The organism is Alkalihalophilus lindianensis, from assembly GCF_032843265.1.
In the GTDB taxonomy this organism is placed as follows: Bacteria; Bacillota; Bacilli; order Bacillales; family Bacillaceae_D; genus Alkalihalophilus; species Alkalihalophilus lindianensis.
Window position 1 is genome coordinate 1 of sequence record NZ_JAWJBA010000233.1, and the last position, 277, is coordinate 277.

The following is a 277-nucleotide window of genomic DNA, read 5'->3' on the forward strand; positions in this document are numbered from 1 at the left end:
GCCACCGGCTTTCAACATTTTTAAATGAGGTACCCATTTTCTTATCATACTGGAGGCAAAGCTTGTGGTAAACGCTCCAGTAAAATTGTTCAAAGATTTTTAATAATAACATAGTCATCTTGTTTAAGTGGTTGCTTTATATCCTTTGCCGATCATTTCATGGACATTATGGACCGTGACATAGGCATGCACGTCAATGTCGCGGATAATATTTTTTAACATGACCACTTCCGGCTTGTTAATCACAAGATATAGCACTTGTTTGTCCTGGCCGGTG

General features: G+C 39.0%; 1 protein-coding gene. It reads right to left on the reverse strand.

The window, feature by feature from the left end; genetic code table 11:
- Positions 1-123: 123 nt before the first annotated feature.
- The coding region (locus tag RYX56_RS22080) for a DUF2179 domain-containing protein (RefSeq protein ID WP_317124079.1) at positions 124-277 on the reverse strand (154 nt) is incomplete at its 5' end.